Origin of the sequence: Rothia sp. HMSC065D02, from assembly GCF_001815285.1 — a bacterium.
GTDB classification, from domain to species: Bacteria; Actinomycetota; Actinomycetes; order Actinomycetales; family Micrococcaceae; genus Rothia; species Rothia dentocariosa.
In genome coordinates, this window is sequence record NZ_KV820092.1 from 341,829 (window position 1) to 368,214 (window position 26,386).

Annotated in this window: 20 protein-coding genes; 13 read left to right on the forward strand and 7 right to left on the reverse strand. The window is 52.4% G+C overall.

The window, feature by feature from the left end; translation table 11 throughout:
- Positions 1–231: 231 nt before the first annotated feature.
- Positions 232–1,527 carry an ATP-dependent Clp protease ATP-binding subunit ClpX gene (gene clpX, locus HMPREF3016_RS08980; protein ID WP_048751527.1) on the forward strand — a complete coding sequence of 432 codons (1,296 nt, stop codon included), beginning with the start codon at positions 232–234 and terminating at the stop codon, positions 1,525–1,527.
- Positions 1,528–1,591: 64 nt separating this feature from the next.
- Entirely contained in the window at positions 1,592–2,239 is a 648-nt protein-coding gene (locus HMPREF3016_RS08985; RefSeq protein ID WP_048755274.1) for a mycothiol-dependent nitroreductase Rv2466c family protein, read from the forward strand.
- Positions 2,240–2,316: 77 nt separating this feature from the next.
- Here HMPREF3016_RS08985 and HMPREF3016_RS08990 read toward each other — a convergent pair whose 3' ends face one another.
- The 3 genes from HMPREF3016_RS08990 to HMPREF3016_RS11165 form a co-directional block, all read right to left on the reverse strand.
- Positions 2,317–3,900 carry an LssY C-terminal domain-containing protein gene (locus HMPREF3016_RS08990; protein WP_246828529.1) on the reverse strand — a complete coding sequence of 528 codons (1,584 nt, stop codon included), beginning with the start codon at positions 3,898–3,900 and terminating at the stop codon, positions 2,317–2,319.
- Between the two features lie 152 nt (positions 3,901–4,052).
- Entirely contained in the window at positions 4,053–6,785 is a 2,733-nt protein-coding gene (gene valS / locus HMPREF3016_RS08995) for a valine--tRNA ligase (protein ID WP_070741741.1), read from the reverse strand.
- Positions 6,786–6,897: 112 nt separating this feature from the next.
- Positions 6,898–7,185, reverse strand: coding sequence for a hypothetical protein (locus HMPREF3016_RS11165; protein WP_048751455.1), 288 nt, complete (start codon positions 7,183–7,185; stop codon positions 6,898–6,900).
- Between the two features lie 138 nt (positions 7,186–7,323).
- Between HMPREF3016_RS11165 and HMPREF3016_RS09005 the strand changes: the two genes are divergently transcribed.
- From HMPREF3016_RS09005 to HMPREF3016_RS09020, 4 genes are all read left to right on the forward strand, one after another.
- Complete coding sequence (locus tag HMPREF3016_RS09005; protein ID WP_037230985.1) at positions 7,324–7,620, forward strand: hypothetical protein; 297 nt, start codon at positions 7,324–7,326, stop codon at positions 7,618–7,620.
- Positions 7,621–7,819: 199 nt separating this feature from the next.
- Entirely contained in the window at positions 7,820–8,617 is a 798-nt protein-coding gene (locus tag HMPREF3016_RS09010) for an SDR family oxidoreductase (RefSeq protein ID WP_048751523.1), read from the forward strand.
- 340 nt (positions 8,618–8,957) lie between these two features.
- Positions 8,958–10,739: an LPXTG cell wall anchor domain-containing protein gene (locus HMPREF3016_RS09015; protein WP_070741744.1), complete on the forward strand. Its 1,782-nt coding sequence runs from the start codon at positions 8,958–8,960 to the stop codon at positions 10,737–10,739.
- Positions 10,740–10,917: 178 nt separating this feature from the next.
- Positions 10,918–11,679 carry a sirohydrochlorin chelatase gene (locus HMPREF3016_RS09020; RefSeq protein ID WP_070534423.1) on the forward strand — a complete coding sequence of 254 codons (762 nt, stop codon included), beginning with the start codon at positions 10,918–10,920 and terminating at the stop codon, positions 11,677–11,679.
- 137 nt (positions 11,680–11,816) lie between these two features.
- Here HMPREF3016_RS09020 and cobA read toward each other — a convergent pair whose 3' ends face one another.
- Both cobA and nirB read right to left on the reverse strand, forming a co-directional pair.
- The gene (gene cobA, locus HMPREF3016_RS09025; RefSeq protein WP_070534422.1) at positions 11,817–12,710 is read right to left on the reverse strand and encodes a uroporphyrinogen-III C-methyltransferase; all 894 of its coding nucleotides are present in this window, start codon (positions 12,708–12,710) and stop codon (positions 11,817–11,819) included.
- Between the two features lie 10 nt (positions 12,711–12,720).
- Positions 12,721–15,408, reverse strand: coding sequence for a nitrite reductase large subunit NirB (gene nirB / locus HMPREF3016_RS09030; protein ID WP_070741747.1), 2,688 nt, complete (start codon positions 15,406–15,408; stop codon positions 12,721–12,723).
- Between the two features lie 516 nt (positions 15,409–15,924).
- Here nirB and nirD point away from each other — a divergent pair.
- Positions 15,925–16,266: a nitrite reductase small subunit NirD gene (nirD, locus tag HMPREF3016_RS09035; RefSeq protein WP_070448485.1), complete on the forward strand. Its 342-nt coding sequence runs from the start codon at positions 15,925–15,927 to the stop codon at positions 16,264–16,266.
- A 135-nt stretch (positions 16,267–16,401) separates the two neighbouring features.
- Complete coding sequence (locus tag HMPREF3016_RS09040; RefSeq protein WP_070741750.1) at positions 16,402–17,205, forward strand: DUF6318 family protein; 804 nt, start codon at positions 16,402–16,404, stop codon at positions 17,203–17,205.
- A 261-nt stretch (positions 17,206–17,466) separates the two neighbouring features.
- Here the strand turns inward: HMPREF3016_RS09040 and HMPREF3016_RS09045 are convergent, their stop codons facing one another.
- Complete coding sequence (locus HMPREF3016_RS09045) at positions 17,467–17,979, reverse strand: DUF3995 domain-containing protein (protein ID WP_246828530.1); 513 nt, start codon at positions 17,977–17,979, stop codon at positions 17,467–17,469.
- Between the two features lie 1,054 nt (positions 17,980–19,033).
- Here HMPREF3016_RS09045 and ileS point away from each other — a divergent pair.
- The 4 genes from ileS to HMPREF3016_RS09065 all read left to right on the forward strand — a co-directional run bounded on the left by ileS (position 19,034) and on the right by HMPREF3016_RS09065 (position 25,481).
- Entirely contained in the window at positions 19,034–22,381 is a 3,348-nt protein-coding gene (gene ileS / locus HMPREF3016_RS09050) for an isoleucine--tRNA ligase (RefSeq protein ID WP_070741759.1), read from the forward strand.
- 191 nt (positions 22,382–22,572) lie between these two features.
- The gene (locus HMPREF3016_RS09055) at positions 22,573–24,141 is read left to right on the forward strand and encodes a bifunctional folylpolyglutamate synthase/dihydrofolate synthase (RefSeq protein WP_070741762.1); all 1,569 of its coding nucleotides are present in this window, start codon (positions 22,573–22,575) and stop codon (positions 24,139–24,141) included.
- 24 nt (positions 24,142–24,165) lie between these two features.
- Positions 24,166–24,606 carry a DUF4233 domain-containing protein gene (locus HMPREF3016_RS09060; RefSeq protein ID WP_239653040.1) on the forward strand — a complete coding sequence of 147 codons (441 nt, stop codon included), beginning with the start codon at positions 24,166–24,168 and terminating at the stop codon, positions 24,604–24,606.
- A gap of 200 nt (positions 24,607–24,806) precedes the next feature.
- Positions 24,807–25,481 (forward strand): vitamin K epoxide reductase family protein, encoded by a 675-nt coding sequence (locus HMPREF3016_RS09065; RefSeq protein WP_070697648.1) that lies wholly within the window; start codon positions 24,807–24,809, stop codon positions 25,479–25,481.
- Positions 25,482–25,560: 79 nt separating this feature from the next.
- On the opposite strand, the gene ndk is transcribed toward HMPREF3016_RS09065, so the two are convergent.
- Positions 25,561–25,974 carry a nucleoside-diphosphate kinase gene (ndk, locus tag HMPREF3016_RS09070; RefSeq protein WP_070697649.1) on the reverse strand — a complete coding sequence of 138 codons (414 nt, stop codon included), beginning with the start codon at positions 25,972–25,974 and terminating at the stop codon, positions 25,561–25,563.
- Positions 25,975–26,133: 159 nt separating this feature from the next.
- Between ndk and HMPREF3016_RS09075 the strand changes: the two genes are divergently transcribed.
- A complete protein-coding gene (locus HMPREF3016_RS09075) occupies positions 26,134–26,373 on the forward strand; it encodes a nucleoside-diphosphate sugar epimerase (protein WP_238382412.1) in 240 nt (79 codons plus the stop codon).
- Positions 26,374–26,386: the final 13 nt, after the last annotated feature.

Consider the following 26,386-nt stretch of genomic DNA (forward strand, 5'->3'; position numbering starts at 1 on the left):
AAAAGTACATAAAACCTCAAGTTACACAGCGTCATAATTGTCAAATTACATCGAATACGACACGCCGCATCACAGTGACAGCCTGTCTTCACACCTCAGCGAAAAACTAGGGTAGCCTGGTAACAAGCACCTTGTGATAGCTTGCAAACACTCGTAGAAAGGAGAGGGCGCGTGGCTAACACCGACAACACCGGTGGTACGGAAGAAAACAAGAAAACTGTTGCTCCGGGTATGCGTTGCTCATTCTGTTCTAAGACGCGTACCCAGGTTTTCAAGATTGTGATCGGTCCGCATGTCTCCATTTGCGATGAATGTATTGCACTATGCAACGAGATTTTGCATGAGGAACGGCAAAAAACAAAGAAGCCGCAGACCAAAAAGATCAAGAAACTCGCTACTCCTCGTGAGATTTACAGCTATCTGCATGATTATGTGATCGGTCAAGATTCTGCAAAACGCACCTTGGCGGTGGCGGTCTATAACCACTACAAGCGCATCCATGACTTAAACAATCCGGTACTTCACTCCCGAACCCTTTCGGCAACTGCGGGTGAATCCGTAGACCTGGGAAAATCTAATATTCTGATGATTGGTCCCACCGGCAGCGGAAAAACTTATCTTGCGCAGTCTCTTGCAAAGAAGCTTGATGTTCCTTTCGCCATTGTCGATGCTACTACGCTCACCGAAGCTGGGTACGTTGGCGACGATGTCGAGAATATTCTGCTTCGGCTTATTAACGCCGCCGACGGTGATGTCGAAAAGGCGCAGAACGGCATTATCTATATTGACGAAATCGATAAGATTGCCCGCAAAGGCGGAGAAAACCTATCTATTACCCGCGATGTCTCGGGGGAAGGCGTGCAGCAAGCGCTTTTGAAGATTATTGAAGGTACTCTGGCAACGGTTCCTCCAGAGGGCGGGCGTAAACATCCGGCACATACCAATCTTGAGATTGAAACCTCAAATATTCTCTTTATTGTCGCTGGTGCTTTCGATGGGCTGGAAGACAGGATCTTAGCCCGCACCGATCGAACCAGTATAGGCTTTGGGGCCGAGCTGACCGCCGCACCGGATACTGATCAGACGCTTTCGCAGATCATGCCCGAAGATCTGACCCATTACGGTATCATCCCTGAGCTAATCGGTCGTTTGCCTGTGATCTCTACGTTGAAAGAGCTCACCACCGAAGAGCTTGAACAGATTCTTACGAAGCCTAAAAATGCTTTGCTGAAGCAGTATAAGCATCTCTTTGCGCTTGATGGCGTTGAGCTTATCTTTGAAGATGATGCTTTGCACGCGGTCGCCGAGCTTGCAGAAACCCGTAAGACCGGGGCACGCGGGCTACGCTCCATGATGGAGGGTATTCTGCAGCCAATTATGTTTGAGGTTCCTGACCGTCAGGACGTTACCTCCGTGGTAATCACAGAAGATACCGTGCGCACCGGTGCTGAGCCCGTATACGTTCTTGAGGCTGATGAAAAGTCCTCTAAGAGTGCTCGTACTCGCGCCAAGAAGAAGGCTGCGTAGGTTATTCGTGCAGGTGAGAACCTGGTGGAATATTGGAGGTCTCGATGAGGTTTGAACTTATACAATGATGAAAGGAAATACCCTCGTGACAACAACCGTTGATTTTTGGTTCGACCCTACCTGCCCGTGGTGTTGGATTACCTCGCGCTGGATTGGCGAGGTGCAGAAGGTGCGTGATATTCAGGTGCATTGGCGCCCATTCTCACTCGCTGTTCTGAATGAAGGACGCGAGCTTGATCCTGGATACCGCGCTATGATCGACAACACCTGGGGCCCCGCCCGTGTAGTGGCTGCCGCCCGCGAACTCCACGGTGACGACGTTTTGAAGGCTCTCTACGATGCTCTGGGCGAGCAGATCCACCATCAGAAGAATATCTCTGAAGGAGACAAATTTTTGCCTGCTATTGAGGAAGCTCTCAAAGAAGCGAATTTGCCTGCGGACCTGATTCAGTACGCTACCACCGACGAATACGATATGCAGTTACGCGCCTCGACAGCAGAGGCGCTTGATAAGGTCGGCGATGATGTTGGCGTGCCCCTTCTTGCGATTAACGATGTAGCTTTCTTCGGTCCCGTGCTCTCGCCCTCACCGCATGGTGAAGAAGCCGGTAAGGTCTTTGACGGCGCCGTAGCAATGGCATCGTATCCTGGGTTCTTTGAACTCAAGCGCAGTCGTACCGTGGGACCTATCTTCCACGGTGAAGATGGGTAGTAGATTTACTATGTACTATAGCTGAGCCGTTACGCTTTCTCTGGAGGAGCGTAACGGCTCAGCTATGCGTATTTGAATTAGCTACTCGTTTGCTTTCGCCGAGAACCCCGATGACGCAAACGAATATCGCGCATATGGAATGTGCGTGCAGCCGTATAGCTGACCGCCGCATCCGAGGTGAAACCCAGCATGGCAAAAACACTGACTCCAAGCTGGAAGAAAAGCGCGCTCAATGGCATATGCTGGTGCCCCCAGATAACACCGCCAGCGGTTACTGTAAAACTCACCGCAAGGAGCAAGAGAACCAGACGACGAGCCTTCGACGAGCCCCGGAGCGTACTCCAGAGCAGAAATAGGTGTACGAGAGAGAAGACAAGAGTTACCGCAAGAAGCACACCGCTCAGCACCGTCAAAAATGTTTGCCCCTGTTCCCCGGCAAGCAAGGCCGTAATTTCTTCACTCGCATCGCTTCTGAGTACCGTGCTGCGTAATTCCTGATGATTAACTACAGTTAAAACAGCGTTAGCAAGCTCTAAGAGAGTTGAAATAATCATCATCACAGAGGCTATCAGCAGACCCGCAGGCATCTCATAAGCTAGGTCATGAGCGCTCGCCAAGTTTAGGTCTTTAACCTGGCGCGGGTCTTTCACGCCCTCATTGCTCAGCGTGATAATAGGCAGCGCGCCGTCCGTACGAATTGTATCTCCACCACCGTTTCGAGAGTGGTAGCCGGTCGAAAAATCTTCGATAATATCTACCCGTGTGCTCGGATGCGCATACTGAATAGACTCGACAATATAATCACGCTCAAAATCCGTATCGGCATCAATCCGATGCGTCACCTGTAGGGTGAAAAAGCTAAAGCCGACCCCTGAATCATAGGTTCCTGCTGCCAGCCAATCGACGCGGTGACCACCGGGAAGCAGCCAGCCATCCGGAGTTCGCCAAAACCGCACATGGTGGCGTTTCTTCGGGTTCCCGTCAACCTCCTGCTGATACGCAAAAGACTGTACTCGCCCAAAAATCTTGAGAGGAGATACCGGTGCTTCACTATAGGATTTTCGGGTAATTGTCGAAACAATAATCTTCCAGCTGGAAACCAAGGTGACTTCATCCGCGCGAGTCCAGCCAGCATCCTGCATCACCTGGTGAATTTGCTCTTCTGAGCCGATAATACCGATATTGACGGGGTCGCCTAATAATCCATCCGGGGTGCGGGTGCGCCCAATAAAATAGTCGGGAACATAGATGCGCGTCATGATCGCGTGAAATCGGGGGAGCGTCAAATAAGCGGTGACTGCCCAGAACGAAAGTGCAATCGGAATGCCCCACCAAGAATGTCCCACGGTATTAAGCAGGATCAGAACGGTAAGCACCACAGAGGCTATACCTGCCAGTGTGAAAAAAGCCGTATCCCAAATACCAACCCAGAAGGTCCTCGGAATAATATCCTTATGCTCGCCGCGCGACTCAAAGTCGCCCCGATACACTGGAGGAGATGTTGGAGGCGCGACCGTCACAGGTTTGCTTGCCTTAACATGTTCTTCTGCTACACCCTCATGAATAATGTCAGAAGGTTTATGTGACATGGGGATTCCTTCTGCCTGCATAATCTGTGCGTTTGCGCGTTCGGCGCTTATGTGAATTCTACAGGCTACCATAGGGCGGTGCGCAATAGGGCGTCGTTTCGCTGAACCGTTCCCCACCATATAAAAAATGCTGGAGCGAAGAACCTAATTCTTCGCTCCAGCACGGAGTCTATGCCATGCGGCATATCCAGAAACAACGTGAGAACGTGGCTGTTCTAGAGAGACTACTCGGCAGCTTCTTCCACAACAAGCACTACGTCACGAACTTCAAGTTCGCCTTCCGAAGGTACCAGAGAAACCTCGCGAGCGTTGCCTGCCGCCCGCAAATCCTCAAGACCAGACTGGATACGCTCCAGCTGCTCCTGAGAGGCGGCAATCGTAGCAGACTCGACCTCGGTACGCTGCTTAACCTTTGCATCGCTCTTCGCCTTACGCAGACCGCCGAGTGCTTCTGCGACATCGGGAAGAACCTGCTTGAGGTTCTCAATCTGGGCGGGATTCACATCAGCAAGTACCCACTGTGCCGAAATACCGGCTGTTGGGTTGTTTGCTGCATACTCCGCTAATAATGCACCTTCAAGAACCGGCAGAGCCTGTGGCCAGGATGCGCGGTGCACGCTGCCCGCACGCCACCACGACCAAATCTCTTCGGTCACAAACGGCAGGAAAGGCGCGAAGAGCCGCAGAAGCGCATCCAGAGTGGTGGCGAGAGCCGCCAGCACAGAAGCCTGCTCGGTCTCGCCGCGAGCGCCGTAGGCGCGGTCTTTAATGAGTTCCACGAAATCGTCGGTAAATGACCAGAAGAAACTCTCCGCAATCTGGAGGGCACGAGCGTATTCGTATTTCTCGAAAGCAGCAGTTGCTTCCTCAATGAGGTACGCCAAACGCACAAGCAAGGAGCGATCCAGCGCGTTGGTAAGCACCTGCCCCTGAGACTGCGAGGTAATCACCGATTTCTCAGTAGCACCCAAATTCAGCACGAACTTTGAGGCGTTGAGAAGTTTAATCGCCAGGCGGCGGCCGATCTTCATCTGACCTTCGTCATAAGCGGTATCAGCGCCCAAGCGGGCCGAGGCTGCCCAGTAGCGTACCGCATCCGAACCGTATTTATCGAGTACATCGTGCGGGACAACAACATTGCCCTTAGACTTCGACATTTTCTTGCGGTCGGGGTCAAGAATCCATCCCGACAGTGCGGTGTTATACCAAGGTACAGAGGATGCAAGGGTCTCGGCGCGCACAGCGGTGGAGAAGAGCCAGGTACGAATAATATCGTGTCCCTGCGGGCGAAGGTCCATCGGGAAGGTCTTCGCGTGCAGTTCAGGATCTGTAGCCCAGCCGGTTGCAATTTGCGGGGTGAGTGAAGAAGTAGCCCAGGTATCGAGAACATCTGGATCGGCAATAAATCCGCCAGGTACACCACGCTGGTCTTCCGAATATCCGGGGGCAGCTTGCGAGGCCGGATCCACCGGAAGCATATCCTCAGCCGGCAGAATCGGGTTCTCACAATCCGGCTCACCCTCGGCATCAAGCGGGTACCAGAGCGGGAACGGAACGCCGAAGAAACGCTGACGGGAGATCAGCCAGTCGCCGTTAAGACCTTCCACCCAGTTTTCGTAGCGGCTGCGCATAAAGGCGGGAACCCAGTTGATTTCGCGTCCGCGCTCAATAAGCTTTTCGCGGCGCTCGGCGTCGCGACCACCGTTGCGAATATACCACTGGCGTGAAGCCACGATCTCAAGAGGCTTATCGCCCTTCTCATAGAACTTGACGGGGTGTTTAATCTTTTTCGGCTCACCCTCCATCTCGCCAGTTTCAACAAGCATTTCGACTACGGTCTTCTGACCGGTAAAGACGGTGGTGCCCGCCATGCGCTCGTAGCGTTCGCGGCCTTCGGCAGAGGTAATCCATTCGGGAGTCTCGCGGGAGAAACGGCCGTCACGCCCGATGAGGGCTCGGGTTGGAAGCTGCAATTCACGCCACCAGGTAACGTCGGTGGTATCACCGAAGGTACAGATCATGGCGATGCCAGCCCCTTTATCGGGCTGAGCCAGCGGATGCGCCATCACCTCGACCTCAACGCCGAATAGAGGAGAAGTCACTTTCGTTCCGAAGAGCGGCTGATACCGTTCATCATCGGGATGCGCCACCAACGCTACACAGGACGGCAACAGCTCGGGGCGGGTAGTCTCAATCCAGACTTTTTCGCCATCTTCGCGGTGGAAGCTGATACGGTGGTATGCTCCGTCGCGTTCCTTATCTTCAAGCTCGGCCTGCGCTACGGCGGTTCGGAAGGTAACGTCCCACATAGTCGGTGCCTCCGCCATATAAGCATTACCCGCCTCAAGGTCTTTGAGGAATGCAAGCTGTGAGACTTTGCGTGAATGCGCATCTATGGTGCGGTAGGTATGGGACCAGTCGACGGAAAGCCCCAGGGTTGTGAAAAGATGCTCGAAAACTTTCTCGTCTTCAACAGCGAGTTCTTCACATAGCTCAATGAAGTTATTGCGTGAAATACGTGGCCACTTTGCTTGGCTGCGGTCGGGCTTGGGTGAGCCATCGGCCTTGAGCGGAATCAGCTGGCGAAAATCTGGGCTATCGGGAACGGAAGGGTCGCACAGTACACCGTAGTAGTTTTGTACGCGACGTTCGGTGGGTAGACCGTTATCATCCCAGCCCAAAGGATAGAAGACATTCTTACCGCTCATACGCTGGTAGCGGGCAATAACGTCGGTTTGAGTATAGGAGAACATATGCCCCACATGGAGCGAGCCGGATGCGGTCGGCGGTGGGGTATCAATCGAATAAACCTTTTCGCGCGTCGTGTTCTCGTCGAAGGCATAGGTTTTCTGCTGTGCCCAGCGTTCGGAGAGTTTCTCTTCGAGGCCTTCGAGCGCGGGACGATCAGGAACGTTAATCTGTGCGGGCGAGTCTGAGCCCTGAGTATTTTCAGCCATAGGGGCTATTTTCTCATACTTTATGGGCTGTGGCGGTGTATCGCATAGCGTAGGTTAGCGCCTTTACGCTAAGTGCGTTTCTAGATGTCCTATATAGCGCAGAAACGTATCATCACGCAGCATATGCCCGTACTTCATACTCTGCCAACGCGCGCTCAATTCGTACGATAAGCTCGCGTTGCGAGGAGAGAAAACGGCGCTGTTCCCGGCGTGGAAGATGCGAAAAATGATGATAGAACTTTGGGTCCCGGTAGGTTTGCCCGAAGAGGAAATGCAGGGCGGAGCTCCAGGGGCGACGCGTTCTTGCACGGATTTGCTCGGCCCGAGTACGAAGCTGCTCGCGGCGGGTATAGAGAGCATCGCATTGTGCGCTGCGAGAGCGAAATGCTAAAAGATCCATAGGTATATCTGTAGTTTCCGTGCCTTATGTGATGTATTTATCTATTCACCGTGTGTTATCTCTCGATTCCCTATCACAAGATACCGCATAAGAGTAGACTGGTGAGTATCACACAGGAAAACTTTTCAAGGGACTTCCATGTTTGAGATATCAGCTCCTGTTATGACGGTACTTGCTCTTCATCTCGCGATCGTTGCGGTTTGCGTTTGGCATTTAACAACGCGAACCGGATACAACGAAGAGCGTCTGCACATGATACTTCCGCTTGTGCTTTTCTTGCCGGGAGCGGGGATTTTATACCTCATGTCAGCAAAAGCAGGAACCGTTCCTCCCGATACTACGAAGACGGGCAGCAGCTCTCGCCATTTTGAGCATCGTCTGGGTTTCCGTGACGGTAAACGTTCTAAATGGGGTTTTCCCCAGCGGAAACGCTAAGAGTACTGCGTTATGCACCTTTAAAGGTGAGCGTTCATGAGAGTGGGAAGAATCGATAATGCTGTCTGCTATCCCGCAGATGTACGATGTGCGTGTGACTCTGTCAGCGCGTATTGCCTATCTTCCTATACGATAATTTTGTGTATGGCATCATAGATGAATAAGACTTTCACCACCGACGTGGAAAGGTAAGTTCATGATGCTAGACAATACTCGTATTCCTGCCAATCCATTTGCCCCCAACGCTTGTGAGGGTAAAGTTGCCGTCGTAACAGGAGCCTCCAGTGGCATCGGTCGCGCAACCGTTGAACAGCTAACGGCTACTGGATGGACGGTTTATGCGCTTGCTCGCCGTACCGAACGTCTTCGCACGCTTGAAGCAGAGACCGGAGCGCATCCTATAACCTGTGACGTTACTGATGAATCGGCAGTAAACGCAGCTGCAAAGCAGATCATAACGGAGCACTTACAGCTTGATGCGCTGGTTAATATCGCTGGGGGAGCGATCGGTCTTGATCGTGTTGCTGATGGAGACCCGGATGACTACCTTGCGATGTACCGCCTGAACGTGCTCGGAATTCTACATACGGTGCGTGCCTTTGCTCCCGCACTGAGGGCTCACGGTCAGGGGAGTATTCTGAACCTGACATCCACAGCTGCCGAAAACGGTTATGAAGGAGGTGCAGGGTATAACGCCGCGAAATTCGGTGCTCGGGGACTTACCGAGGCTCTGCGCCTTGAGGAAGCTGATCACAATGTGCGCGTCATTGAGATTCGCCCGGGTATGGTGCATACAGAAGAATTTTCATTGAACCGCTTGGGTTCTGTGGAAGCTGCAGAAAAGGTATATGCCGGGGTACAGAACCCTCTGGTGGCAGAAGACGTTGCTCAGACAGTAGTTTTTGCATTGAACATCCCTCACCACATTAATCTTGACCACGTGACTTTGCGTCCGCTTGCTCAGGCAAGCCAGTTCAAAGTCATCCGGTCCTCGTAGATATTTAAAGAGGTATTTAGGACAAGTATAGACACGGCGTGCAAAACTAAGGTTTCGCGCGCAGTGTCTGGTATTCCTTCAAGGGGAACCTGAGGTTTACCCCCAATATTCGTAATATATGCGCTATTGGTCTGATTTTAACGTGGATTAAGTAATGGTAAAAATAAATATTTGGTAACACTTTTGGGGTGGTGGTACAGTTTCTCATTGCAAGCCCCTCACGAATGCTAGTGTTAGGGCGTCACCGATAAATTGAGATGGGTCAATGAGTAACTGAATCTGGCACTCACATCACAGAAATATGCAGTAGCTCAACTCACATAACTTCAAAGAGGGAAACATGGCTCCAAAGAAGTCAACCCGTGTCTACGCACTCGCCGCCGCGACCGTTATTACAGCAGGAACGTTAAGCTATGTTCCTGCTACTTTTGCATCTGAAGCAGGTAGTTCGACCGGTTCAGATACCTCCGCTACTGAATCGACGCATGAGAATTCCTCATTGCCGCTTCAGACTATCCCTTGGGCAAAATCCAGCGCATCTGCTCAACCGGCAGGTGCTCAGGAAACCGCTTCTGCGGCCTCTACACAGGTGCCTGAACAGGAAAAACCGGTAAAATCCGAATCTCCGACCGCCTCTGAGACTGATTCAGCCTCAACCCCTGAAGCTAAACCATCTGAAACCTCTGCCGTTCCAGAACAGACCGAGAAAACCTCAAAGGCTACTCCCGGCACAAAGGTTATCGGGGTTGAGAATGAGGGTGATGAAACCTCAGAGGGGCGCCAGAACGCTCCTAAGGTTTCTGTTGATTCTGCCACTATCTACACCGATAACGAATTTAGCCCTTTCACCGTGCGTGTCAGTGGTTTCTACGGTCCGCGCGTTGGTAGCTCTATAGAGGTTCGCATTCAGGAAGTAAATGCTCAAGGCCGCCCTGTAGGCGCCCCTCTTGCAACCGGTCGTGTCTCTGCCCAAGAACTCATTGATGGTACTGCTACCGCCACTGTGAACGTCAGCTCAAGCAGACTGAAAGGCAATAAGAGCTATGCAATTGTTGCTGTCAGTAACCCCGGCGGTAAAGATCACCTTGTAGCAGGTACCATCGTTGAGCTCAAGCAGCGCCGCGTTGCTCATACTGTAACGAGTGAGGTCCCGGCTCCTCAGGATTCTAGTAAGAAGGACGCCTCGACTGCCGCACCGGCGCAAACCGAGAATACCCAGGCGCCTAAGCCTATAGAGACAGTAACTCCCAAACCTCAAGAGTCCGCGGCTCCCACACCGAGCGCATCCACTGATATAGCGAAGAGCGAGGCTTCCAGCGCGTCTGAATCAGCTAGTGCAGCCCCCTCCAGTGCATCTGCTGAAGCTTCAGAGACCGCATCTGCTAACCCCTCCGCAACTCCTTCAGCTCCTGCCCCTGCATCGCCTGCAGAAGAAACCACAATGGATGTAGCGAATAAGGCTTCGCTGCGTGTCGATAGCGCACACTTCTCTGGAGATGCAGCAACTAACGTCGTTGTAGTCCGGGGTACTGGTTTTACCGGCGAACACGTCTCAGAAGGCGTTGAAGTTACTATCTTCGAATTGGATAGCGAAGGTAAAGCACAAGGCGAAGCCATCAAGAGCGTCTTTGTGAAACCCTCAGAAATTGTTGATGGTTCTTTCACTGCACAGCTGGAAGTCGAAGCTGCAAAGCTGCGTCCAGGGTACTCATACGGTATCGTCGCGATTAGCAATCCCAAGGGTGAAGAACATGTACAGGCATACACAGTAGCGATGGTTTCTGATGACTCGCACCCGGCACCCGGTGGTGAGGATAACAATGCCAACGTCGCCGCAACCCGCCCCGGCGCTAAGAAGGCTGGACACAACAACGGCGGACAAGGCGGTGCAGCTGCTCTGAACGGATCTGCAGAAGGCGATGCAGTACAAGCTGAACCGGACGCCAATACTGGTAATGCGCACAGTAACTTGAGCTCTGCAGCTACGACCTCAGCTAATAAGCGTAACCTGGCTCGTACCGGTGCTGACGGTGTTGTACTCTTCACGACGCTTGGCGGCTCAACGCTGGTGGCAGGTACCGCTCTCGTTGCGGCTCGTCGTCGTAAGAAAGACAACGTATAAGAACCTCTGCGGTAGTCCGCAGGTTATCACATAGGGAAGCACACGAATTCCGTGTGTTGTGAATAGGTACAAAGGATGGGTGCCCGCATCGTACGGGTACCCATTCTTTATGCCCTTCTATAAGGTGGTAATTACCTTTATAGGTGAGTCGGGTTCTTCAGACGCGTACACTTGAGCTATGTCTGTTCTCAATATTCTTGCGACCTCTCACGGTACTGACTCTTCAGAAGGGCGCCAAGCGATTGCCCTCGTGCGCGCCGAGCTTCAAAAGCTACTTCATGAACGAAGCACGTCTGACGGGCGAGAATATAAAGTTCACGAAGCTTATGTAGACGTGCAGACACCGAGTGTAGATGAAGCCGCTCAAGCCTTACCGGATGGCGAGCCTTGTGTTATTGTGCCGGTTCTACTGTCCACAGGATTTCACACCCAGGTTGATCTAAGGCGCGCTGCACGTACCAGCGGAGTTAAAGATATTCATATTGCTGCCTCTCTGGGGCCGGATGCGCGACTTGCCCATCTTCAGCGAACTCGGCTTGAGGAAATTGGATGGCATGAAAAAATAGCTACCGGTTCTGCCGCACCACCGATTGTTCAAGGGGCTGCAGGTTCATCCCGCCAAGATGGGCGAGCAGATATGCAGCGCGCCGCCGATTTGCTCGCAGAAGTTCTTCACACACCTACCAGAAACGCTTTTATCGCAGCAATTGAGCCGACAATAATTGATATAGCTCGTCAAGAGCAACCAAGGTTCGCGTCCCCGTACCTGCTTGCAGATGGATTTTTTGCCAAAAAGATGAGACGTGATATCGAGGCGGTTAGCGCTTCAACTATAGTGGCTGCACCGTTGGTATCCTCTCACGATATTGCCTCCGCACGCATTATTGCTCAGTGCGCTCTATCTCGTCTTGACGAGGCGTTGGTCGCCGCTACCGAATAATACTCAAATACGGTCAAGCATATAAAATGGCTTCCGCCTTCGACAACTAGGAAAACGAAGACGGAAGCCACGTTGTATGCGCCAGAATTAGCGGATAATCAATCCACTATGGAGCAAGTTTCTGAGCGGCAGAGAACTCAAGACGTGGATTGCTCACGCAGCCGTTCATGTACATGACTGATGAACTGATGCCGATCGTCGCGTGCATAATAGACGACCTCACCAATGACTGTAATAGCAGGTGATTTAACGTCTTGGCAGTCTTGAGGAGCTTGCTGCAAGGTCGTGACGATAACGCGCTCTTGGTCCGTGAAGCCCTTCTCAATGGTGGCCAACGGCATATCGCTTTCAACACCGCGCAACATTATCTGCTCGATAGTATCCGGCAGAGTACGCACACCCATCAGAAGCACCACGGTACCATGAGCGCGCAACGTTGAAACAACAGCTTGTATATCGGTTTCATCAAGCCCCGAATGGCCCGAAACTACAGTAAAGATCGACGATACTTTACGCAGAGTCACGGGGATAGAAGCGCGGGCAGGCACCGCAATAGCGCTAGTAATGCCCGGAATAACCTCAGCATCCAGTCCGGCTGCAAAACAAGCATCTAGCTCCTCAGCACCGCGACCGTATACATATGGATCGCCGCCTTTGAGCCGCACCACGGTTTTGCCCGCGAGTGCATAGTCAATCATGAGTTGCTGGATGCGTGACTGCGGCACCGCATGCTTACCGGGTACTTTGCCCACGTCAATGATCAGGGCGTTTGGAGCGTATTCGGCAAGCTCTTGTGGAGCTAAATGATCTAGCAGCACGACATCGGCTTCACCGAGCGCTCGAACGGCACGTAGAGTCAGCAAATCGAGAGCACCGGGACCGCCCCCGGCGATGTACACCTTACCGGGTACATCTGCCCGGGAGCTTGGAACTAGGGGCGCGTCTTGAGCAACACCCGCCGGAATATTGGCTAGAACCTCATCTATCGTCGCAAATTCGCGCGGTGGAAACGGCGGAATTTTAGGTGACATGGGCGGGTCCTTAGGCGTTCGCTGGAACAGGATTATGCGCGCTGGGTGGACCGACTGGGATTTTCGCTCCCGTCACCAGCACGGTATTGCCTTCGCCCTTCTCGGCGGCAGCAATTTCCTCGGGTGTTGCTGGGCGGATCTGCTCACGTTCAAGAACAAACATGTGCGCTGCCTCATCGCTGCCATCGGGCTCGTTGATGAAGGCGCGGAAGCGGCGCAGACGGCGTTCGTCTTTGAGTGTGGCAGCCCATTCGTCCTGGTAAGAATCCACGTGGCGCTGCATATCTCGTTCCAGATCCTCGCAGACTCCCAAAGAATCTTCGATGAGTACGGATTGCAGATGAGCCAAACCATCACCGTGCTCTTCGTCAAGGTCTTCGAGCCATCGGGCAGTACGCTGTAGCTTATCCGCTGTGCGGATGTAGTACATGAGGTAGCGGTCGATGTAACGAACAACTTCTTCACTGGAGGCATCCTTGACGAACAAGCGCCCATGCGCGGGGTTCGCGCCGCCGTTACCACCAAGGTATAGGTTCCAGCCGTTGGTGGTGGCGATCAAGCCCACGTCTTTGCCCTGTGCTTCAGCACATTCACGGTTACAGCCGGAGACACCAAACTTGAACTTGTGGGGTGAACGCAGACCGCGGTAGCGATTCTCCAACTCGACGGCCATACCCACCGAGTCTTGAACACCGTAGCGGCACCAGGTTGAGCCGAGGCAGGATTTAACGTTACGCAGCGACTTGCCGTATGCCTGACCGGACTCGAATCCAGCATCAACCAGCCGCTCCCAAATGTAGGGCAGCTGCTCCAATCGGGCGCCAAACATACCGATACGTTGCGCACCGGTGATCTTGACGTAGAGGTTGAACTCATCCGCAACGGCAGCAATGACGGCCAGTTTCTTAGCGGGAATTTCGCCTGCGGGTATGCGTGGAACAACCGAATAGGTACCGTTCTTCTGCATGTTTGCCAGAGCACGATCATTGGTTTCCTGTAGGCCGCCGCGACCGGCATCGAGCACGTAGGAATTGCGGAAAGATGAAAGAATGGATGCGACCGTTGGTTTGCAGATAGCACAGCCGTCGCCGCCGTGCCCAAAGCGTGCAATGACCGAATCGAAGTCGTCGAGGTTGGTAAGGCGTACCGCTTCCGCAAGCTCTGCGCGGGAGAAATCGAAGTGTTCGCACAGCGCCTTAGAGACGGTCATACCCATCTTTTTCATCTGCTGTTCGAGGGTTTTCTGTAGCATGGGCACACAGGAGCCGCACTGGGTGCCAGCCGTGGTGCATGCCTTTAGGGCAGGTACGTCGTGGTTGCCGTCAACCACTGCCTGACGGACTTCGCCGAAGCTAATGTTGTTGCACGAGCAGAGAATGGCATCGTCGGGCAGCTCTGTATCGGGAATACCGTCGCCGCCACCTGCCGCCGTGAGATACACATTGGGCTCTGCCGGGAGTTCTCGTCCCAGCAGCGGCTTGAGGGAATCGAAAGGAGCGGTGTCTCCCACAAAAACGCCGCCGAGGAGAGTCTTGGCGTCGCCGCTGGTCACGATCTTCTGGTACATGCCGCGCGCGGGGTCTGCGAAGAGAATTTCGAGGCAGCCTTCCGTGGTGCCGCGGCGGTCACCGAAGCCTGCAACCTGTACGCCTGAGAATTTGAGTTTCGTGGCGATATCGAATTCTTCGACCTGAGCATCTTCGTTGCCGTTGAGCAGATTCTTGGCGACCGCATCCGCCATTGCGTTGGCGGGGGCAACCAGACCCCAAGTTCGTCCAAGTACGCAGGCTACTTCGCCGATAGCCCAGATATGCTCGTCGCTTGTGTGGCATGCATTATTGACGAGTATACCACCGCGTTCGCCAGTCTCTAGTCCAGCGGCGCGTGCCAGCTCATCGTTGGGGCGAATACCTGCAGCGAAGACCACGAGGTCTGCATCAATCTGGTGAATAACGGCTTCGTCCGAGGTGGAATCTGCTACGGAGACCGAAATAACCTCGCCTGAGGCATCTTTGTTGATAGCGGATATGAACGCACCGGTTTCGATGTCGATCCCGGTTGCTTTGATCTGGGCGTTGACCGCGTAACCGCCGCCCTGATCGACCTCCACGGAGAGAAGCCACGGGGCAACATCAAGGATGGTGGGTTCGGCACCAAGGTCTTTGAGACCTTCTGCGGCTTCCAGCCCGAGAAGGCCTCCGCCGACAACAATACCGCGCGGTGCGCGCCCAAGTTTAGTCTGCAACCGTTCAACTTCGGAGACCATGTTTTTAACATCGTCTGCGGTGCGGAATACATGGGCGCAATCTGCGTTAGGAATCGGAATGCGCACCGCACTTGAACCGGTAGCGAATACAAGCACATCGTAGGGGTAGTCTACGCCGTCTGAACCTTTAACAACGCGCGAGTCACGGTTGAGTGATTCGCCACGGGTATTGTTAACCAGGTTGATCGTGGACTCGTCCCAGAGCGCTGGGTCGCCAAGGGTAAGGTCTTTGTCGGTATCTTTGAAAAGCTGTTCGATAGCAACGCGGTCGTACGGAATATACGGTTCATCATTGAGAACGGTAATGGTGTCAGAGGCGCGTCCAGCGTCTTGGGCACCTTCATGATAAGCGCGTACAAAACGCCATGCTGCGGGTCCTGCACCGACGACCAGAATATTACGGGCGGTGTTCCCAGGGCCGTTCTGAGACATATTTGTCCTTCCTAGTTGTGTGTATACCGACTTCAGCAAAGAATGACCTGTCTCTAGGAACCGGCAATGCAGGAAAACCGGGAACAAACCTTGAGCCAGAACAACAAGAGTGTGGGATTATGTTGTTTTATGCGCAGATTCTTGCTTGTAAAAAGTCGCTGTTTTTATCTTACACAGAGGCTATACGACGAAAGTGCCAAAATCGGTATTTTTGAGAAAAATTTTAAGGAAATTCCTTGAAATATCTAGGGATTAATGGGTGTTTTTGACCCTAAGGATTGTTGTTTTAGGTAAGCCTAAACTCCCTAAAGTGCTGTGTTTTTAAGGGTTTTTCAGACCTTTAGTAGCTTAGGTATGTCATATTTTTATCTGTGGTTTTTATAGGGTAGACTCCAAATAGAACACACAAGAAATACTTGTGCTCTCGTATGCCGCCTTCTGTCTATGCTGATTTGATATGTAGCTCTTGACTGTGACCGGTTGCATAGATAGCACCTGTCGAAAGGTAGAGCCGTCATGGCTGAAAATGCCGCCGTAGCACCTTCCTGGGTTCGCATCTGTCCCGAAAGTGAACTCGAAGAAAATTGGGGCGAAGTTGCCCTCGTCAAAGGTCAGCAGTATGCAATCTTTAAAACTAAGCATGGGTACTATGCATGCGATCATCGTGACCCTAATAGTCAGTCTCTTGTGATTGCTCGCGGCATTGTTGGAGAGAAAGACGGGCACTCAACTATCGCCTCGCCTCTTTATAAAGAGGTATACGATCTCACTACGGGTGAGTGTGTCTCAGGCGCTGACTATACGATCGGTGTGTACCCTCTAGAAGTGCGAGACGGCGATATTTACCTGCAGGTCTAATTCTTAGAATTTTGTTCTGTAACTTTTAGGCTACTCTCAGGTTGTGGGTACGAAAGTTCAGGGTCTTTTCAGACGCGGTTGTTACGGTGCAGAGTAATCACTCAAAAACATACGCATACTGAAAAGAGAAAACCAATGAATTCGCCATACACCACTTTCACCTCTACTCCTTCACGTCGCGCTACTCTTATTGGTTTTGGGGCTTTTGGGATTGCAGCCCTCGCCGGATGCGCCCCCTCCGTCAAGAGTGTTCAAAACTCGCCGAGCAACAGCTCATCCTCTTCAAGCTCTAGCGCTTCGTCAACAAGTTCACCCAGCGACTCGACCTCACCGGAAGAGTACGCAAAGTTCGTTGCTGACTGGAATAAATATGTGGGAGACATAAAACTTCCGACTAAAGATAAAGGCGGTTATACTCCCGCAACCAACACCGAGCCTGCAAAGAACGTTCCCGAACCTGATATTGACGAGAATGCCATACGCCAGAAGACCCTGGAAGGCTCATATAAGGCTCTTGCCGCCTATGAGGCATCATTCCTGTACGCGGTTCTTACCGGAAATTCTGAATATGCGAAGAAACTCAGCCATGAAGATGATCCGAATCTTCGACCACAATTTGACTTGTATCGCGACATTTATAACGGCGGTGGCTGGATGGAAGGGTACGACCTCAAGTGTTGGATTCTTGATAAAAGGCCTACGGTAGTGTTCGAATCCGATATCGTGGCTGTTGCTTGGAATTATGGTGAAAAATTTGAAGCCTATAAAGCACACCTTAGTAAGGAAGAAGTGGCAGACCAGCCAGCAGATACAGCGGATAACATCTATATGGTGACTATCTATGATGGTGGGTCCTGGAAGTATGTCACCAATACCTATCTGAAGCAAAAATATCCTCAGCTTGTTGAAAGTGGCAACAGTTCTTCCTCCGCTACCTAGCTACATTACTCTTACGGTTTTAGCCGCAGAACTCTCTAAAGTAATTTTCAAAAATTCTTCTGGCTCCCCGAATACTTTCGGGGAGCCAGAAGATAATAATTATGTAAAAATCCTCGACTGTACATTCCTTGAACTAACCGGATACATTAAGAAGCTTTCTGCCGAGGGAATTTAATCCTCCATTTCTACCCAAAACGTTATATGTAGTAGCGATGTGGCAGATGCCTTCAACATCTCTTAACGTCATATGCCGAGTGGTCTTTAGCCTGTTGACGGCACTTTCTGGCGGCGAGCGCGCGAGACGAATAACGCCCCACACAGCAGCAGTCCCCAAATGAGGAAAAGGGGACTCCATAAGTAGGTGTGCCCCGCGATGATTGGATTATCCAGGGAAGCTTGACCAGTTACTACACGCTGCCACCCCGCAAAAGTTCCACGGCCGCCCCAGCCTATAAGCACTAAAACGCCCACCCAAGAAACAACGCGAACCCATGCGTGCGCAGGCGGTCGTAGATGGTCTATAAGCGGCACAAGTGCGCCCGTAACTTTGGCGATAAACACGGCAGCCAGTAAAAACCGCACCGGAACGTTACCCTCTTGCTGTAGTTCGACAGCCATCGGCCCCACGGTATCTAACAGCCACATCCCGCCGCACATCCAGTAAAAGCTGGGTGCAGCGTGCAATAAACCTGCGATAGCGGCTCCAATAAACAGCGGTGTTCCGGCGGATCGCGTGCGGGTTTTCTTCATGTAATCCAGTCTAAAATCCGTCACCTCTTCCTATCTAGAGGGAAGTGTAAATATTGTGCAAAGATGTTTTCTGTTTCATAACCCCAAAAGTTATTGCTAATAGAACATAACGGATTGCTTTCTATGGAGAATTCCGAGATTCTGGGGCTTCCCGAATTAGCAACCGAGACGACTCTGCTTGCCGTGCACATGAAGAACGCGAGCTACACTTACCCGAGCAGAGCATTCAGGGGCTAGGGGCTTCTGTTAAAAATTTATGTTTTTCAGACTCAATAACCCCTTATTTCAGAGGGGGCGCCGAACTGGTGCGGAAGGTCAGAAGTGCATCATTGAGGAAGGAAGTCGATGTGGGGAGACCCGTGAACTTTCCCACAGCATTCTGGGCGTGTTCTTCAGAGAAACAGGACGTCCCATGTGCTGTATAAACGCTAGATAAACGAAAATTTTTTCGTTGACAGAGCACGTAAAAATGCATATTTAGTGGATGCTGGCAAGAATGACCCCAATATCTAGTGTCGAGGGTTAATATTCAACTGAAAGTGCATGAAAACATTGAGTATATCTGTAAAAACATGCATTTATGACACGCCCGAGATGCGTCACAGAGGTTCTGAAAGCGGGTAAAAATTGGGTTTTTTGTAGCTTGCACCCGTAGCTGCAAACCCCATAGAATGTAGATGTTTGCAAAGACCCGGCGATCACCGGCGAGCAATTCGGAAGAACAGACCGCACCTGCGGGACCCCACCTTTTCGCTGCGGCGAGGGGCGCCTTAGCGGAACAGATGCAGTCTTAGTAGACCCGGACGGTTAAGCCCGATACAGCTGTTAATAAGCGACTGATACTCGCTCAACGCGCCGCTCTCCGGGGGCGTAAGAACGTTCCTGATGAACAGTTCATAGCCCCGGGGGAGGTCGGTGCGTTTGTCTGTATCAGTAAGCAAGGTGGTACCGCGCCAGCATATACGCTCCATGAGGGGCGCACGATGAAGGCGTCCTTGCACCCGTTTGTCCATCCTCGGCAAAGGGTGCGGTTCACGTACCCAATGGCGGGAATCTGAACAGAAATAGGGCGCACTGCATGTCAGAAAATATCTACCCCAAGGTGAGCGCGTTTGAAGCCTCAGGCTACGGTGTAAGCGCATCACCTAAATTCCCTAAGCTCGAAGAAGCTGTACTCGACTATTGGAAGAAAGACGGAACCTTCCAAGCATCTATCGATAACCGCGAAGCCGGGCCCCACGGCGATAACGAATTCGTCTTCTACGATGGCCCTCCATTTGCAAATGGTCTGCCGCACTACGGGCACCTGCTCACAGGTTACGCGAAAGACCTTGTAGCACGTTACCAAACTCAGCGCGGGCATAAAGTAGAACGCCGCTTCGGCTGGGACACTCATGGTCTGCCTGCCGAGCTTGAAGCCATGAAACAGCTCGGCATGACCGATAAACAAGAAATCCTAGAGATGGGCATCGATAATTTCAACGATGCCGCGCGCGCCTCCGTGCTCAAATACACCAACGAATGGGAACAATACGTTACCAGGCAGGCGCGTTGGGTGGACTTCGAGAACGACTATAAGACCCTCAACGTTGAGTACATGGAATCCGTGATTTGGGCGTTCAAGCGTCTCTACGATAAAGGGCTCACGTACCAAGGGTTCCGTGTTCTGCCGTACTGCTGGAAAGACGAAACCCCGTTATCGAACCATGAGCTGCGCATGGATGACGACGTCTATCAGGATCGCCAGGATCAGACCGTCACGGTAGCTTTTGCCCTCGCCTTGGACGACTCGCTCGCTGCCAATAAAAATATTGTCGCTGAATTGGCAGGCGTTGAGGCGCTTGCCTGGACCACCACTCCCTGGACCTTACCCACCAACCAGGCGCTCGCCGTCGGACCCGACATTGAATACGTTGTAGTTCCCGGTGCCAGGGAGTTTAGCGGGCGGCGCTTCCTGATTGCCGCTGATCTGCTGGGAACCTATGCGAAAGACCTCGGGTATGCAGGGGAGAGCCCCGCCGAGGACGCGGCAGCCGCCATCACAGCGCGCTACACCGGCTCCCAGCTCGAAGGTGTGCGTTACACTCCACTGTGGGATTACTTCGCCGATGCCGAGAAATGGGGCACAGGAACCTCATGGCAGATTCTCGTTGCCGATTACGTAAGTACCACCGATGGTACCGGTATCGTTCATCAGGCACCCGCCTATGGTGAAGACGACCAGAAAGTTTGTGAATCCTACGATATTCCCGTGGTGCTTTCGGTAGATGAAGGCGCCAAGTTCCTTCCCCTATTCGGACAGCCTAGCCCTTCGGGGTCTACCGCGCTTGCGGGTATCGCCGGAGTTCAGGTTTTCGAGGCAAACCGCACCATTATTAATGCTCTCAAGGCAGATGGTGCACTCATCGTGGAGAAATCCTATGTGCACTCCTACCCACACTGCTGGCGCTGCCGTAATCCTCTTATCTACCGCGCTATTACCTCTTGGTATGTGAAGGTGACCGAGTTCAAAGACCGCATGTCTGAGCTGAACGAGCAGATCAACTGGATTCCCGAAAATGTCAAGTACGGGCAGTTTGGTAAGTGGGTTGAGAACGCTCGCGACTGGTCAATTTCGCGCAACCGTTTCTGGGGTTCTCCTATTCCCGTTTGGGTTTCGGACGATCCAAATTATCCTCGTGTTGATGTTTACGGATCGCTCGAAGAACTCAAAGCTGACTTCGGTCGTCTGCCGCTGAACAAGGAGGGGAAGCCAGATCTGCACCGTCCCTATATTGATGAGCTGACGCGTCCAAACCCTGATGATCCAACGGGTAAGTCTACGATGCGCCGCGTCGAAGACGTGCTGGACGTATGGTTTGACTCCGGGTCGATGCCGTATGCGCAGGTTCACTATCCCTTCGAGAATAAGGACTGGTTCGAGAACCACTATCCGGCGGATTTCATCGTTGAGTATATTGGTCAGACCCGCGGTTGGTTCTACACTTTGCATATTTTGGCGACCGCACTATTTGACCGTCCTGCCTTCAAGAATGTTGTCAGCCACGGCATCGTGCTTGGTTCTGACGGGCAGAAAATGTCAAAGTCATTGCGCAACTACCCGGATGTCTCTGAAGTTCTTGACCGCGACGGCTCAGACGCTATGCGCTGGTTCCTCATGTCATCGCCGATTCTGCGCGGCGGCAACCTGATTGTGACCGAGCAGGGGATTCGTGAAGGGGTACGACAGGTGATGCTTCCGCTCTGGAACGTCTATCACTTTTTCGCTCTCTATGCGAATGCTGCCAACAAAGGCGCGGGATATACGGCACAGGTGAAGTACGATTCGCAGCATGTGATGGATCGCTTTATTTTGGGTAAAACCCGGGAGCTGGTACAGCAGGTTACCGCGGACATGGACTCTTACAATATCTGGAGTGCCTGCGAGCATCTGCGTCTTTATGCTGATGCTCTTACCAACTGGTATGTGCGCCGCTCGCGTGAACGCTTCTTTGACGAAGACCCCGATGCCTTCGATACCCTATACACTGCTTTGGTGACGGTATCAAAGGTAGCGGCGTCACTTCTGCCTCTCACGACCGAAGAAATCTACCGTGGCCTGACCGGCGAGCGTTCGGTACATCTTGCCGACTGGCCTATCGCTGAAGACTTTGCTGATGAATCTGAGCTGCTTTCGCTCATGGAAACCGTACGGGCGGTATGCTCTGTAGGGTCTTCTCTGCGTAAAGAGAAGAAGATCCGTGTGCGTCAACCTCTGCAATCGCTCACGGCGGCCATTGCCGACGAGCAGTTCGCACAGCTGGAAACCGCATTCGGTGCTAAGGGCGCCGATTACTTCGCTAAGATTGTGAAGGACGAGCTGAACCTGCGTGAGGTTATCCTCGTGAATGCACAAGACGCTAACCCTGCCGACTACGGTATCTCGCAACAGCTGAAGGTGAATGCCCGTGCCGCAGGTCCTCGCCTTGGTAAACAGGTTCAGACAGCCATTAAGGCATCGAAATCTGGCGATTGGACAATCGCCGAAGACGGTACCGTGACCGTTGCTTTCGACGCCATCGACGGTGGGCTTGCACTAGTTGACGGCGAATATGAGCTGGTAACCGTGGTAGCATCCTCGGATGACGGTACCGAGCGTGAAGCGGCAGCCGTGCTGCCCGGCGGTTTCCTAGTGCTGAACATCGAATTAACCGATGAACTTGTGGCGGAAGGTATTGCCCGCGATACTATTCGCGCTATTCAGCAAGCCCGTAAGGATGCCGGGCTGAATGTCTCTGACCGCATTGACCTAACGGTGAGTGCCCCGCAGGACACCCTGGAGGCTCTGCGCACCCACGAGGAACTGGTCACTGGCGAGACCCTGGCGGTTTCCCTGGACCTCACGGAGGGCGAGAGCCTGAACATTACGGTCGCGAAGGCGGCATAATACCTGTTCTCCTGTGACGACAGCATAGAGTAGGGACAATATAGCCGCTAAGCCGCCCCAGCACATATAACACACCGCGGTATGTACCATGCTGGGGCGGCTATACACCCAAACATATATCTGTACATAAGGCAGAATCCTGGTAAAGACGCTGTGCCGCACAGCTTGATACCATCCAAAGAAAGAACACTATGAGCGAGATGAGCTACCCGGCAATCCCAGACCCCGAAGGGGTTGAACGCGTCTACGGTGAATTGCTGGCACGCGCCCCCGAAAATAAGATGGCTCCCCGGCTGGATGCGGTTCGCCGAGCCGTTGAAATCCTCGGGGATGTGCACCGCGCCGCCCCGGTCATCCACATCACCGGAACTAACGGTAAAACCAGTACCGCCCGCATGATTGAATCGCTTTTGTTGGCTCATGATCTGCGCACCGGGCGTTTTACGAGCCCGCATCTCGAAAGCGTTACCGAGCGCATCAGCATTAACGGTGAACCGGTGCCTGATGCCACGTTCGTGCGCGTTTGGGATGAAATTTTGCCATACCTCACTCTTGTGGACGAAGAATTTGCTGCACGCGGAGAACCAAAACTTACGTTCTTTGAGTCCATCACTGTGCTTGCTTTCGCTATTTTTGCCGATGAGCCCGTGGACGTGGTGATTCTAGAAGTCGGGATCGGCGGTTCATGGGATTCTACGAATGTAGCCGACGGTATTGTCTCTGTCGTGGCACCCGTTGGCCTTGATCATACCGATATGCTGGGGGATACCCTGGCTGAGATTGCAACGGAAAAAGCCGGGATTATTAAACCCGACGGATACCTTATTTCTGCGGCGCAAGACCCTGAAGTAGCGACCATACTTCTTGATACTGCTCGTAAGCAAAACGCCAAGTACGCCTTCGAAGGTGTTGAATTTGGTGTGGTTGAGCGTGACCGCGCGGTCGGCGGGCAGCTTTTGACTCTCCGAGGTTTAGCAGGAGAATACCCTGATATTGAGCTCCCCCTACACGGTGAGCACCAGGGGCAGAACGCATCATTAGCTCTTGCCGCAGTCGAGGTATTTTTCGGTGGGGATCGTGCCCTTGCGCGAGATGTAGTACTCGCCGGATTTGCTCAGGTACGTTCGCCAGGGCGACTTGAGATGATTCGTAGCGAGCCTTTGGTGGTGCTTGATGCCGCTCATAACCCGCATGGGGTGCGCGCCGCATCTACGGCTTTTAAAGAGGCATTTGAACTGTCCCATGTGCATGCAGTCGTCGGTATTCTAGGCGAGAAAGACGCTCTCGGTATTTTTGAAGTGCTTCGTGAAGAATACGTAGACTCAACCGATGCCACATTCCGGTTGTATCTTTCTGCCTCAGATTCTTCCCGAGCCATTGCCCCGGAAGAACTTCAAGAGATTGCCCTCGACGCCGGCTTCGATGAAAACATTATTACGGTATGTGACCACTTGGATGAGGCGCTTGCCACCGCCATGGAGAACGCCCTCTTTGAGCAGGAGTCTGCTGGTGTGTTGGTCACAGGATCGGTCACGGTCATTGGGGAGGCGCGTACCCTGCTGGCCCAACCCGCCCAAGAATCCACTGCACAGCGCAACGCCGAGCCTGAAGAACTCGCTGAGGCTGCAGAAACCGATTCCGATGAACTATTCGGCGAGATTATGGCTGAACTGGCGGGGGAGGAACCTCGTGAAATCCCGTTAGAAGACTCATTGGGACTACCTCTGGCAGACGGCACCGATAATCCTGAGGAAAGCTAAGACCATATGGTAAAAAAGCAGTTTATGACACGCGCTCAACGGGAATGGAAGCCCGGGACGGTTAAGAAACCACGTTCTACGAAAGTCATGTTTGCTTCCACCATTTTGGTACTCGAAGCATTCACGATTTTCTTCGGCACACTAGCCGTTTTCGGACTTCATTTCAACGATCCGAGCACTGTAAAAATTATAATCTGGGTTGCAGGTTTGGTGCTTGCCGGTGCGTGTATATTCCTACCCGCTAAGCTGATGAAACCGTGGGGATACTCGGCTGGTTGGGTGCTTCAAGGCACCATGCTTCTTGCCTCAGTCATTGCGTTACCCTTCTCGCTCGTGGTAACAATCCCGTTTGTTGCCTGCTGGTGGTATGCGCTACACGCCGGTACCCGCATCGATGCCGAAAACGAAATACGCGCCGCCGAACAAGAAGAATGGGAGCGTAAAAACTTACATGAGAGTGAGTAAGCAGCGATACAGGCGATTACGCTATGATCGCGGGCAACACCAAGATATAGGTATAAAAATCCCTGTCTTTATGACGAGAAACTTAACCCTAGGCGCCGAACACGTTAGGATAGCTACAAAGGGTTTAACGCATCATACTGCGGCTGCGGTATGATGCGTCACTTATCACCGATAAACAGGTATATGTAAAGGAGCAGCACATGGGTGCCGTTGAGCAAACATCGGAAACCGACGATCTACTATCTAAAGATGTTATAGACTCCCAGGTTTCCTCTCGTGAGCGAGATACGGCAGAAGGATCGGAGCGTTCCTTAGCGATCTGGCTCTTTATGACGGGAGCTATAGCCCTAGCTTCATCGGCAACCCTTGTTTTTGAGCGCCTTCAGATTTTCGTGGATGCGGGGCATACCTCGGTCTGCGACATCAACGCCCTTCTTAACTGCGGCACCGTGATGCGTACCCCGCAAGCTGAAGCCTTTGGATTCCCCAACCCCTTCATCGGACTCATAGGGTTCTCCATCGTTATGACGATAGCCGCCTCCATGCTTGCAGGAGCTACCTTCAAAAAATGGTTCTGGGTAGCCACCAACATCGGCTTAGCGCTCGCTACGGCGTTTGTCTTCTGGCTCTGGTTTGAGACTACCTTCCATATTAACGCCCTATGCCTTTTCTGTATGATCGTGTGGGTTATGACGATTACCATGTTCATAAAAGTGACGGTACGCAATATTTCTCATAGCGTTATTCCTGCCCCTGAAAATATTCGTGAGAGTATCGGTACGTGGAGCTGGTTTACTATCACCTTGGTGCTCATTCTCATCTTTGGGATTATTGTGATCCGCTTCTTCGATGTGATCATGAATATGATGCGCTAATTTTTCTAGTACAAAAAGTGAGGGTGGGCCTTCCAGAAGATTATGGAAGACCCACCCTCACTGTTATATGGTTTCAACTCTAAGACATCCAAAGAGCAATCTCACGGGCTGCAGATTCGGGGGAGTCTGAGGCATGCACCAGGTTCTTTTGCACACCCTCACCCCAATCACGTCCGTAATCTCCACGAATTGTTCCCGGTGCTGCCGTCGTTGGGTCTGAGGTCCCCAGCATTGTACGTACACCCTCGATTACACGATCTCCGCTGAGAACAGCGGCGACCACGGGACCAGAAACCATGAAATCCACGAGGGAACGATAGAAAGGCTTGCCTGCGTGCTCAGCATAGTGCTGGGCGAGAAGTTCTTCGGTGGGCTGAAGCATTTTCAGTCCTTCAATCACGTAACCCTTAGTCTCAAAGCGGCTCAAAATCTCGCCAATAAGCCCGCGTTCAACACCGTCAGGCTTTATCAGAATTAGGGTCTTTTCGGTCATAATTTTCCTCTATCTTGTTTGCGTTCATTCTGTGGCGGTTGTTCAATATCATAGGGGAAAGAGGCGCCGACATGTGTGCTTCTGTCAAGCTACGCCATCGAAATTTTTAAGAAGAGGCGTATAATCGTAGCGTTATTGTTCAATCACCGAGGAGAATCCGTGAAAGGCTTTGGCACAACATTGATGCTGGCGTCAGCAGTAATTTTTTTGGCGGCGCTACTCTTTCTGACCGCAGGAAAGTTCTCGATGGTGTGGGTTATTTTACTGATCGCAGCTCCTTTCGCTTTCATCCTCGGTATTCCCTTTGCCACAGGTTCCGGGCCAGAGTATCTGCCTAGTAACCCAAAACTGGCGCAGAAAGCACGCGAAAAACGTGATGCTGAACTAGGTCTCGGCTAGGTTTTTACTCTCG

What these genes read in the sequence shown, in the direction of transcription:
- clpX (WP_048751527.1), top strand. Translation starts at nt 232, where the DNA reads ATGCGTTGCTCATTCTGTTCTAAGACGCGTACCCAGGTTTTCAAGATT.
- HMPREF3016_RS08985 (WP_048755274.1), top strand. Translation starts at nt 1,592, where the DNA reads ATGATGAAAGGAAATACCCTCGTGACAACAACCGTTGATTTTTGGTTC.
- HMPREF3016_RS08990 (WP_246828529.1), bottom strand. Translation starts at nt 3,900, where the DNA reads ATGGTAGCCTGTAGAATTCACATAAGCGCCGAACGCGCAAACGCACAG.
- valS (WP_070741741.1), bottom strand. Translation starts at nt 6,785, where the DNA reads ATGGCTGAAAATACTCAGGGCTCAGACTCGCCCGCACAGATTAACGTT.
- HMPREF3016_RS11165 (WP_048751455.1), bottom strand. Translation starts at nt 7,185, where the DNA reads ATGGATCTTTTAGCATTTCGCTCTCGCAGCGCACAATGCGATGCTCTC.
- HMPREF3016_RS09005 (WP_037230985.1), top strand. Translation starts at nt 7,324, where the DNA reads ATGTTTGAGATATCAGCTCCTGTTATGACGGTACTTGCTCTTCATCTC.
- HMPREF3016_RS09010 (WP_048751523.1), top strand. Translation starts at nt 7,820, where the DNA reads ATGCTAGACAATACTCGTATTCCTGCCAATCCATTTGCCCCCAACGCT.
- HMPREF3016_RS09015 (WP_070741744.1), top strand. Translation starts at nt 8,958, where the DNA reads ATGGCTCCAAAGAAGTCAACCCGTGTCTACGCACTCGCCGCCGCGACC.
- HMPREF3016_RS09020 (WP_070534423.1), top strand. Translation starts at nt 10,918, where the DNA reads ATGTCTGTTCTCAATATTCTTGCGACCTCTCACGGTACTGACTCTTCA.
- cobA (WP_070534422.1), bottom strand. Translation starts at nt 12,710, where the DNA reads ATGTCACCTAAAATTCCGCCGTTTCCACCGCGCGAATTTGCGACGATA.
- nirB (WP_070741747.1), bottom strand. Translation starts at nt 15,408, where the DNA reads ATGTCTCAGAACGGCCCTGGGAACACCGCCCGTAATATTCTGGTCGTC.
- nirD (WP_070448485.1), top strand. Translation starts at nt 15,925, where the DNA reads ATGGCTGAAAATGCCGCCGTAGCACCTTCCTGGGTTCGCATCTGTCCC.
- HMPREF3016_RS09040 (WP_070741750.1), top strand. Translation starts at nt 16,402, where the DNA reads ATGAATTCGCCATACACCACTTTCACCTCTACTCCTTCACGTCGCGCT.
- ileS (WP_070741759.1), top strand. Translation starts at nt 19,034, where the DNA reads ATGTCAGAAAATATCTACCCCAAGGTGAGCGCGTTTGAAGCCTCAGGC.
- HMPREF3016_RS09055 (WP_070741762.1), top strand. Translation starts at nt 22,573, where the DNA reads ATGAGCGAGATGAGCTACCCGGCAATCCCAGACCCCGAAGGGGTTGAA.
- HMPREF3016_RS09060 (WP_239653040.1), top strand. Translation starts at nt 24,166, where the DNA reads ATGACACGCGCTCAACGGGAATGGAAGCCCGGGACGGTTAAGAAACCA.
- HMPREF3016_RS09065 (WP_070697648.1), top strand. Translation starts at nt 24,807, where the DNA reads ATGGGTGCCGTTGAGCAAACATCGGAAACCGACGATCTACTATCTAAA.
- ndk (WP_070697649.1), bottom strand. Translation starts at nt 25,974, where the DNA reads ATGACCGAAAAGACCCTAATTCTGATAAAGCCTGACGGTGTTGAACGC.